Source organism: Deltaproteobacteria bacterium (genome assembly GCA_016930875.1).
Classification (GTDB): Bacteria; Desulfobacterota; Desulfobacteria; order Desulfobacterales.
This window is the reverse complement of the sequence record JAFGFW010000040.1, coordinates 1-8735: the sequence shown is the minus strand read 5'-3', so window position 1 is coordinate 8735 and position 8735 is coordinate 1. Positions and strand designations below refer to the sequence as shown.

The following is an 8735-nucleotide window of genomic DNA, read 5'->3' as shown; positions in this document are numbered from 1 at the left end:
GTTTTGTTCTAGTTCAAGGAAAGCGAAAATCTTAACCACAGGAATACATGTCGTATTTTGAGGATTAAGATTTGAGCCTGACGCCGAAATCGAGCAAAAGGGGGCGTTTTGCAAAGGTCTCGCCACAAGTCATCCACCTGGGAGGAGAACACACTGTCACTGGGTCATGTCATCTGCTTCAGATAAGTAGTCTGAACATACTTGTTGACTGTGGACTGGCTCAAGGCACTGACGCGGTTTGCCCAATGGAAAAGTGGCCTGTTCAACCCCGGGAGTTGGACTATGTGTTCTTGACGCACGCACATATAGACCATATCGGCCGTCTGCCTGAACTTGTCTCCAATGAGTTTCATGGCGAAATCATCGCCACCCACCCTACCAAGGCGCTCCTTGGCCCCATGCTCAGGGATGCAATGGGCTTCTCTGAAAAAACAGACGATCAGGCAGCAAGACTCAGCCAGGTCATCGATGAGCAGTCATGGGGCTTTGAATACGATCGTAGGTTTGACCTGAAAAATGGGGTGAGGTTCACGCTGGGTCCAGCGGGACACATCCTCGGATCATGCTTTATCCGCTTTGTGTCAGACGATCCCCCCTGGTCCGTGGTGTTCTCCGGAGACCTTGGCGCAAAAAACACCCCGATTCTGCCGGACCCGTCAATTCCGGAACCGTGTGACCTGCTTATCCTCGAATCCACTTATGGAGACAGGCTTCACGAAGAAAGAAAAGACAGGGTACGCAGGCTCGGCAAGGTGCTGACCTCTGCCATGTCAGACGGGGGCAAGGTCTTCATCCCTGCTTTTGCCCTTGGCCGGATTCAGGAACTCATCTATGAGATAGACAGACTCCTTTCAGATCGAGACTTCCAGCAGCAATTTCCTGCACTCAATTCGCAATCGGCAATCCGCAATCCAAAATCCGGTCTTCCAGTATTTGTCGATTCTCCGCTGGGCCTTGAAATAACTGAGATCTATTCCTCCCTCGCAAAGTATTGGGACAAAGAAGCCAATGATCTTCTCTACCACGGAGACCATCCTATCGACTTTGATCACCTTTATGCAGTGAAGAATTACCACGATCATTTGAAACTCCTTGAACTCCCCGGTCCGTATATTGTTCTGGCAGGCAGTGGCATGTGTTCGGGCGGAAGGATTGTCGAACACCTTAAGGCTGGGCTTGAAGACCCGGCAAACGATGTCTGTTTCGTAGCCTATCAGGCGCCCGGAACACCGGGAAGGGATATTATCCGATATGGCAAGAGACCGGGAGGCTATGTCTGTCTGAATGGAGAAAGGGTAACCATCAAGGCAAAAATCCACGTCCTCCCCGGCTATTCCGCCCATGCCGATCAAAACGGTCTCATTGAATGGGTTGAATCCATGCCTGAAAAACCAAAGGCGATTAAACTGGTTCACGGTGAACCTCAAGCCCAAAGCGCCCTGGGGAGCATCCTTAAAGAAAAAGGATACCACATGCTTATGAATTGAGCCGATGAATCCTGTTCACCCAGTGAAATAGCTTCTGACAAGATTAACCGGAATAACTGGATTTTCTTCTCAGTTTCCGGAAGAAACTGAGGAGACGAAAAGAATCCAATGAATCCCGTTAAACACCCGTAAAACCCGCCTAAGAAGAAGATGATTAAACTACTACCTGCTAAAGCAGGTAAGTTTTGTTGGTTTTGAGAAGGTTTGCTTGAAAGAAAAATCCCTAGATAGGATTTACCGGATAATCAGGATATCATATTTTTTTTGCCTTTCCTGATGAAAGGCAAAAACCAGTATCCCTCTCAGAGGGAAGCAGTTGGAAGCACAACAGCACCAAAAGTAACCAAGAACACCCAATCAAGCTATTATTCTCCGCAGCAGGCGTTGAGCAATAATCCTTACGCCTCTTAACAAAAAAGCCAACCTTCATCAATATAGGGGCTGTCGAACTACGGAGTGGGAGAGGCAAGGCCACTTGTCTAAAGGAGGGTTGCAGATGCAAAGGATAGCGATGAGGATATCAGACACGGTAAACCGGTTATAAAGGGTACCAGAGTTCCGATAGACATTATTCTTGGGTCATTGGCCGGTGGTATGTCCTACCAAGAAGTGTCCGAGGACTATGCAATAACCGAGGATGACATAAAGGCAGCCATAGAATATGCAGGCAAACTGGTGGCTAACGAAGAAATCCATATAGTTGAGGCCGCATAGTGCTCAAGGTTCTGGTAGACGAGGATATGCCCACCCTACCGCAGGCTTACTCCGGTGTCTCGACATCGATGCTGTTGACGTAAGAGATGTTGGATTGAAAGGAGCAACGGACGCAAAGATTTTTGAATATGCCCAGAAGGAAAGAATGATAATTATGGCTATATCAAGGTATGTCTCTACAAATACCAGCCCAAACATGCAACTTAGGCGCCTTCGCCCCAGGCGGATTGCTGTTCCTCAGTTTCGACTCGAAACTGAGGAAACAAAAAATCATGCAAATCCTTGCCTGCCCGCCTGTGGAGGGTCAATCCTGTCTAAAACCAAATGTCCAACAAATACTCTATTCTCTTAACCTTTGACGTTGAAGACTGGTTCCAGGTGGAAAACTTCAAGGAGTATATCCCCTTTTCCTCCTGGCCAAACTACGAATTACGTGTCGAAAAGAACACCCACTGCCTCCTCGACCTCCTGGATAGTCAGCGGTCAGCGGCCAGCCGTCAGTTGTCAGCCTCAACTAACTCAATCAACTTGACTGACCCAAACAACTCGCAACAAGCATCCAGCATCCAGTATCCGGTATCCAGCATCCAGATCAGGGCCACCTTTTTTGTTTTAGGCTGGATTGCAAAACACCTTCCCGATCTGGTCCGGGAAATCCACACCCGCGGCCATGAGGTGGCATCCCATGGCTATTACCACAACCTGGGCAATCAGCAATCACCTGATGCCCTGAAAAGAGATCTGAGTGACAGCAAGAAATTGTTGGAAGACATCATCGGAGCGCCGGTTTACGGCTACCGCGCCCCCAGTTTTTCCATCAGCAATGACATTCTGAATACTATTGCAGACGCAGGCTATCTATACGATTCAAGTTTCAATTCCTTTGGCATGCACGGGCGATATGGACATGTGAAGCTGTCCCAAAATGGAAAAAAGGGTATCGCGCTTCCAATTTCCGCAATCCCTATCAGCCATTCGCCTTCACTCCAGGCGATGGCAGGCGGGCGCAATCCTGAGTCTTCTCAAGGCGTAAGCCGTAAATCCAAAACGCAAAATCCAGAATCCAAAATCTTCTATGAACTGCCAATCAGCAATATAAAGCTCGGTAGTTCCGTCCTCCCATGGGGCGGTGGCGCATACTTCCGCCTGATCCCTTTTCCCTTGTTCAAGATGGGCGTCAGATCAATTCTGAAAAACGAAGGAGCCTATCTTTTCTACATGCATCCTTGGGAGGTCGATCCGGAACAACCCAGGGTGGATGGTGCTCCAAGCTTCTTTAGGTTCAGGCACTACACCAATTTGGACAAAACCGCATCAAAATTGTCGTCGTTTATTGAAGGCTTTACGAACTGCCAATTTGCCACCTGCAGACAATATCTGGAACTTTGACAAAAAAATGAAGGATGTTTTTCCCACAACAAACGATTATCTTGTGAATCCTGCCTGCCCCGTGAGGCCTCCGGCTCGTAAAGCTTACGCCTCGGAGAGAGGGACAACCGTATCGGGGTAGAGCCTGTCAGAGAAACACCTATAAATCCTGTCTAACAAACTCTCGACATGAACTTCAAATATCTACTTCTCAGCTTGCTCATCACTTCTCTAATTGTCTGGCTGTCTTCCATTCCGGACCGGTCTTTACCGGGCAGCGGTTCTTTAAGTAAGCAGATTATTTGCAATCTCGCCCACATCCCTGCGCACGCATTACTTACTTTGCTCTGGCTTAAGTCATTTGTAGGAACGAGACTTGGAAAGCATAGCTTTGAAGTCAATTCGCTGGTTTTGGTAGGCCTCGTGCTTTTTGCCATTTCTGACGAGTTTCACCAATCATTTGTACCGGGCAGGACAGCATCCTTTATGGATATTGGTTTGGATCTCATTGGTATTTTATGCGGGTTAGCCGTACTGAAGGCTTTGAGAACGGCAGTGTAAGCAGTCGCAAACTCTGGGACAAGCGACAAAACACCCCTCCGTCAAATCCTGTCTGATAAGATATTAAATCAAATGCCATCAATGCGGAATATCCGCATGAACTTCGAAAGAGGCACAATAAGGAGGTTCGCTGATGAAGTACAAACTGTCCGTTGTCATAACCCCTCTGAGCGAGGGGGGCTTCATGGCTCGCTGTGAGCGCGTGCGGGCGACAGCTATGGGAGACACATGCGACGAAGCCGTCGAAAATCTTCGGGAAGCTGTCGATGATCTGGTGCGCGAGTACGGTGAAGTGGCAGTATTCCAGGACATCAGCCCAGAGAGCGAAGTGCAGGTGATTGAGGTCGCGTTATGAGGAAGTTTCCAGAATTGCGGCAGACTCAGTTCGAGCGGTTTCTGGAAGGATTCTGTCGCCCCGGAACACTCAAGTTTCGGAACAACAAATGGATCGGACTCACACGCGACGGATGGCCGTTTGTCGTACACGTCAAACACGGAAGCACGAGAAAATACCCTTCTCCCTTGGTTGAGGTTGTTGCGAAAGACCTGGGCGTCACCACGGACGAATTCTGGGCTTGGTATCGTGAGTAACGCCGAAGCCAGGTTGTATTCCTTTTGCCTTTCGTCCGTCCGGGCCGTGGGCCTACGGGCCGGCTTCTGGCTCGTAGGGCCTACAACTCGGAGAGAGGCTAAAAAGGCACAAAAAATCCTGACAATCCTGCCTGCCCCGTAGCTCCGGGAGATGGGACTGGGGCCTGCCCTGCCCGCCCTGTGGAAGGCGAAGCATATTCCTCTGGGGCCCGCCCTGTTAAATGAACCACCATATTTAACCGGGGTAGGTGGGAACTATCGTACTGGGGTGGAATGTGGAGCATATTCAACTGAGGCGGAGCCTATTTCACTGGGGCTGCTTGCCCAGTAGTGAGGAACGACCGTACTGCGGTAAGTCCTGTCGAGAAAAACAAACCTAAGCACCACCATGTCCATTAAACGAACCCTCATAGCCTCAGCCCTAATGATCCTCACCATGGTCTGTCTCAGCTACTTGAGCCATGGTGAAAATATTCAGCCAAACAAGCCTCTTTCAACCTTTCCGACACAGATAGGCGACTGGATTGGCAAAGAAGAACGTTTTGATGAAAGAATCTATGACAAATTGGGTGTTGACGACTCGTTTCTGTGCAATTATCGCTCCTCTGCCGGCCGGCAGGTTCAGCTCTATGTTGGCTTTTACGAAAGTCAACGCGAGGGCGATTTAATCCATTCACCCAAACATTGCATGCCAGGTGCAGGGTGGAACATTATCCGAACATCGACTGAGGAATTAATAGTCCAAGACACAAATCCCGGGAAAATAAGGGTGATTAAACTCATTTTAAAAAAAGGCAATCAACGGCAGCTCGTCCTATATTGGTTTCAATCGCGGGGCAGGTCCATTGCTTCAGAATATATGCAGAAGATCTATCTGGTCATAGATTCCATTATGAAACGCAGAACCGACGGCTCTTTTGTGAGGCTGATATCACCAGTTATTGATGGCAATGAAAATAAAACGTCAGAGAATATGAAGGATTTTGCGAGGCTTCTTTTGCCCATATTGCATGAATACTTACCTTGATGACCAAACACAGCACCACGAATCCTCTTCACTGCAGTTTATTCTTTCTGCTTTTTGTTTGGAAGGGCAGAAAACAAAATCCACTGCGGGCTCGCGCAAGAATAAATTCGCAGAGTTGGCGCTCAGATTTGGTTCACATTTGGCCGATCCGATTGAGCAAAACCGCAGGAATAGCAAGCTATTTCGAGGAGTTTGCGAATGAGGCATCTGTCAAAGATGGGCTGAAGCTGAGATGCCAAAATGTGAAGTTATTCTTGCGCGAGCCCTAAGTCCTGCCCCGTGCAGTGGCGTAGCCTACTTCACTGGGGTAAAGGCTGTCTGAAAAGCGCTACCGAACTATACCAATGAACCAAATCAGTTTACGTAACTTCTATCTGCCCATCGCGGTACTCACCGTGTGCTTCGCGACCCTGTATTTCCAGGTAATTGCCAATCTGGTAACAGATTGGACTATCAATGATAACTATTCACACGGTTTTCTGATCCCGTTCATTTCGGGCTATCTGATATGGGAAAACAGAGCAAGATTGTCCGATATTCCGCTGAAACCTTCCAAATTGGCAATCCCTGGGGGATCTGTGTTGGCAGGAGGACTTGCGCTTTTTGTTCTCACTAATATCGCTGCTGAGCAATTTACTATGCGCGTTTCTATGCTCGTTGTGCTTCTTGGGTTGGTGATGTTTGTTGGAGGTTGGGAGCTCGGCAAGAACTTGTCACTTCCCATAGGGTATATGATTTTCATGATACCGCTACCTGCCATCATCTGGAACAAGATCGCCTTTCCGCTCAAGCTTTTTGCCACAACAATTTCGGTATCATTTATGCACTTTCTAGCTATTTCGGCATATCGCGAGGGCAATGTAATTCACCTAGCCAATACTTCTTTGGAGGTTGTAGATGCGTGCTCTGGTTTAAGGTCATTAACGTCACTTCTGGCCCTCAGTGCTGCATTTGCCCTCATAAGCCATCATTCAAAGACAAGAAAATGGATTCTATTTCTGTCAGCAGTACCTATCGCAATCGTGGTAAATGTAGTCAGATTGACGGCTACGGCTATCTTGGCAGAGCATTATGGAGCACGTGTAGCTCACGGATTTTTGCACGACGTCTCAGGTATTCTGGTTTTTGTAATGGCCTTTGTTCTTCTCTATGCGGTTCATTTATTTCTTCAGAAAACTTTCACGCAAAAGATTGGAGCCAATTGAACTGGAAAGCATGCAATCAATCATCATGAAAATTGTTAAGCATAGTTTACGCGTGATGGTCTCCAGAGGCAGATCGGATTTTTTGGTTTCTGGATTCAAGGCAGAAAATTCAAGATTCATCAAATTAGGTGCGCGAAGAATCCCGTAGGAAACTCTTGTCTAGTTCAAAAATTGAATAAGGGGTCCTCCCACTATGGATAGCAATAGGTTAACACTCTTGACGATTTTCGGCACCCGGCCCGAGGTAATAAAGCTCTTTCCTGTATTGAAGGAAATAAATGAAGACCAAAGGTTCAACAGTATCGTTGTTTCTACTGCTCAACATCGAGAGATGATCCAAGACTTCCTATCCCTTTTCGACATCAGTCTGGACCATGATCTTGATATAATGCGGAAAAACCAATCTTTAGTTGACATATCCCGTCGAGCCTTGACCGGGCTCGACCCACTTTTGAAGGAGCATCGGCCGGACCTAGTTTTGGTTCAAGGCGACACGACAACTGCTTTCATAGGAGCACTTGCAGCCTTCTACAACAAAATCTCGGCAGGGCATATCGAGGCAGGTCTTCGCTCATTCAACAAGCAGCATCCCTATCCGGAAGAAGTCAACCGGAGGCTAATATCCAATGTATGCGACCTTCACTTTGCGCCAACTCTCAGGAATGCCAATAACCTGTATAAGGAAGGCATTGGCACGGCTGGGGTCTTTGTCACCGGAAATACGGTGATTGATACCTTATTGTATGTTGCCAATAGAAATCGCGAGACATTGGGCAAATATCTCCCCATGGAGGTGTTGAATTCACATCGTATGATCTTGGTAACCGCGCACAGACGAGAGAACTGGGGAGAGTCACTCGAAAACCTGTGCTATGCTCTGAGGGATCTCGCCCGCGCTTACGCGGACATCCAGATCGTTTACCCGGTTCACCTCAATCCAAATGTAAGGAAAACGGCATTTGCCGTTCTGTCGAATCAGGAGCGAATACACCTTGTCGACCCCCTTCCTTACGAGCCTTTTGTCGAGGCAATGGCCAAATCATATTTCATCATCACCGACTCGGGAGGGATTCAGGAGGAAGGGCCTTCTCTGCAAAAGCCCGTTTTCGTCTTCCGGAAGGTAACAGAAAGGCCAGAGGGTCTTGGTACGGGAGGTGTGAAGCTGGTTGGATTAGAAAAAGAGAGTGTGTTGCGGGAGGCCTCCCGTTTACTGGAAGATCCAGCGGCTTACCAAGAAATGGTCGCAGAGCACAACCCGTACGGAGATGGCAAAGCTGCTCAGCGCATTGTCAAGGCGATCCTCCACCATTTTGGGCAAGGAGACCGCCCCCAAGATTTCGCGGCGCCAAAACATGAGAGGACATGAAAACGAAAAACTGGCTTGTATCACGGCCTCGGCTCCTATCCCACCCGCCTGCGCCGTGCGCCAGAGGGTAAGCTCTGTGCCCTATGCCTTATGCATCTACCTCAAACCTCTAACCGCAAAGCTTAGGCCTCGCGCCCGAGCCCCGCGCTTTACATCTCATACTTTTCGGACGAGAGGAGATTTTTCATGCAACTACCTAGCGACGCTGACTACACAGGAAGGAATCTTGGTCAGCAAGAACTTGACATTCTAAAAAAAGTAATTGATTCGGGAACACTCAACTGTACTAAGGGGACGGTAGTAAAAGAATTTGAACAGCAGTTTGCTGACAAATTCGGTGTGGAGTTCTGCCGAACCGCCACATCCGGAACTGCAAGTATCCACACTGCCATAGCGGCCATCAATCCCGAACCCGG

General features: G+C 48.3%; 11 protein-coding genes. All 11 read left to right on the top strand.

Translation table 11 applies throughout. The annotated features are described in order from the left end of the window. The first annotated feature begins 77 nt into the window (after nt 1–77). Nucleotides 78–1487, top strand: coding sequence for an MBL fold metallo-hydrolase (locus JW883_03985; protein MBN1841428.1), 1410 nt, complete (start codon nt 78–80; stop codon nt 1485–1487). Nucleotides 1488–2006: 519 nt separating this feature from the next. Beyond that, on the top strand, nt 2007–2201 hold the full coding sequence (locus tag JW883_03980; GenBank protein MBN1841427.1) for a DUF433 domain-containing protein: 195 nt from the start codon (nt 2007–2009) through the stop codon (nt 2199–2201). Next, nucleotides 2188–2553 (top strand): DUF5615 family PIN-like protein, encoded by a 366-nt coding sequence (locus tag JW883_03975; GenBank protein MBN1841426.1) that lies wholly within the window; start codon nt 2188–2190, stop codon nt 2551–2553. Before JW883_03980 ends, JW883_03975 begins: the two co-directional genes overlap by 14 nt. Continuing rightward, on the top strand, nt 2526–3590 hold the full coding sequence (locus JW883_03970) for a DUF3473 domain-containing protein (GenBank protein MBN1841425.1): 1065 nt from the start codon (nt 2526–2528) through the stop codon (nt 3588–3590). Before JW883_03975 ends, JW883_03970 begins: the two co-directional genes overlap by 28 nt. A gap of 168 nt (nt 3591–3758) precedes the next feature. After that, nucleotides 3759–4130 carry a VanZ family protein gene (locus JW883_03965; GenBank protein ID MBN1841424.1) on the top strand — a complete coding sequence of 124 codons (372 nt, stop codon included), beginning with the start codon at nt 3759–3761 and terminating at the stop codon, nt 4128–4130. Between the two features lie 133 nt (nt 4131–4263). Continuing rightward, the gene (locus tag JW883_03960; GenBank protein MBN1841423.1) at nt 4264–4485 is read left to right on the top strand and encodes a hypothetical protein; all 222 of its coding nucleotides are present in this window, start codon (nt 4264–4266) and stop codon (nt 4483–4485) included. Then, the gene (locus JW883_03955) at nt 4482–4721 is read left to right on the top strand and encodes a hypothetical protein (GenBank protein ID MBN1841422.1); all 240 of its coding nucleotides are present in this window, start codon (nt 4482–4484) and stop codon (nt 4719–4721) included. The genes JW883_03960 and JW883_03955 overlap by 4 nt, the downstream gene beginning before the upstream one ends. 388 nt (nt 4722–5109) lie before the next feature. Beyond that, complete coding sequence (locus tag JW883_03950; GenBank protein ID MBN1841421.1) at nt 5110–5748, top strand: EpsI family protein; 639 nt, start codon at nt 5110–5112, stop codon at nt 5746–5748. Nucleotides 5749–6092: 344 nt separating this feature from the next. Beyond that, nucleotides 6093–6953 carry an exosortase gene (gene xrt, locus JW883_03945; GenBank protein ID MBN1841420.1) on the top strand — a complete coding sequence of 287 codons (861 nt, stop codon included), beginning with the start codon at nt 6093–6095 and terminating at the stop codon, nt 6951–6953. Between the two features lie 193 nt (nt 6954–7146). Continuing rightward, entirely contained in the window at nt 7147–8319 is a 1173-nt protein-coding gene (gene wecB, locus JW883_03940) for a UDP-N-acetylglucosamine 2-epimerase (non-hydrolyzing) (GenBank protein MBN1841419.1), read from the top strand. A 186-nt stretch (nt 8320–8505) separates the two neighbouring features. Further along, nucleotides 8506–8735: DegT/DnrJ/EryC1/StrS family aminotransferase (locus JW883_03935; protein MBN1841418.1), on the top strand; the 230-nt coding region annotated here is incomplete at its 3' end.